The following is a 916-nucleotide window of genomic DNA, read 5'->3' as shown; positions in this document are numbered from 1 at the left end:
GAACAGTTGCGCAATTTATTTGTGCATCTGTGAGGCGTTGCCGCCTTCGGCGGAGTCTTTTTGACTTTATTTTATCAGAGGTTATTTATGACAATATCTGAACCTGTCAGGTCTGTTGATACACATGAACTGGTGCCTGGCGATATTTATCCGCATCCTGCTGTGGGGGAGACTTATTCCCTGTCACACCGCGAGGTCTGTTCTCTCTTCAGTGACCACATCATGTATTTTTGCAGCGCGTTGGTTATTCTTCTGCTTGTTTTCATCGCAGGTGTCTTTTTTCGAAAATTAATGACGTCTTCCGCGGGACGTAAGCGAGGCACGGTGTCAGTTATTCCCGATGCAAAGCCAGAAGCGCAGAGCAAACCGGAATATTTCCATCTTTCCATATGTGTGGAAGGCCCGGCCAGCACGGATGATTCAGTCCTGTCCTCTCTCGCCTCCCGTGTTGTGCGCGAAGCTGAAGATTTGTATATCCCCGGCGTCAATCGCCGCGACAGCACTGACGACGTGTTTGCCTGGTCCGTGCAGACTCAGTTTCCTTCTGACAGGCTCTTCGTCACGCGGATATTCCCGTCGACCGGCTGGTTTGAACGTCCGGATATAATTAAATCTCCGGTGAAATGCTTCTGCGTCTGCCTGCAGTACACGGCTGAAACATCGCCATCCACACTGCATGCCCTGGTCGATGAGGCCGGACGGCAGGTGGCGAAGTCGTACATTAAAGGCGGGCATTGCCCTGGCTCAGAGGGCTATACCTTCTGTATAACCTCTTAATAGCAGCCAGTATCCGGCCTGGCCATCAATGGATCCGGGCATGACTGTAATCCTGTTTTCTGTGCCGGTGTATTTCCTCTGATTAATTTGTCCTTCCGACCCTAATACTTTACTGACGGATTAGTGCCATGAGTTTCAA

General features: G+C 50.4%; 1 protein-coding gene. It reads left to right on the top strand.

Features of this window, described 5'->3' with window-relative positions:
* The first annotated feature begins 87 nt into the window (after positions 1–87).
* Entirely contained in the window at positions 88–777 is a 690-nt protein-coding gene (locus BHE81_RS28415) for a hypothetical protein (RefSeq protein ID WP_172622152.1), read from the top strand.
* Positions 778–916 lie beyond the last annotated feature (139 nt).

Source organism: Klebsiella sp. AqSCr, from assembly GCF_008452795.1.
Classification (GTDB): Bacteria; Pseudomonadota; Gammaproteobacteria; order Enterobacterales; family Enterobacteriaceae; genus Klebsiella; species Klebsiella pneumoniae.
The sequence above is the reverse complement of the archived record's forward strand: the minus strand, read 5'-3'. Positions and strand labels throughout refer to the sequence as shown.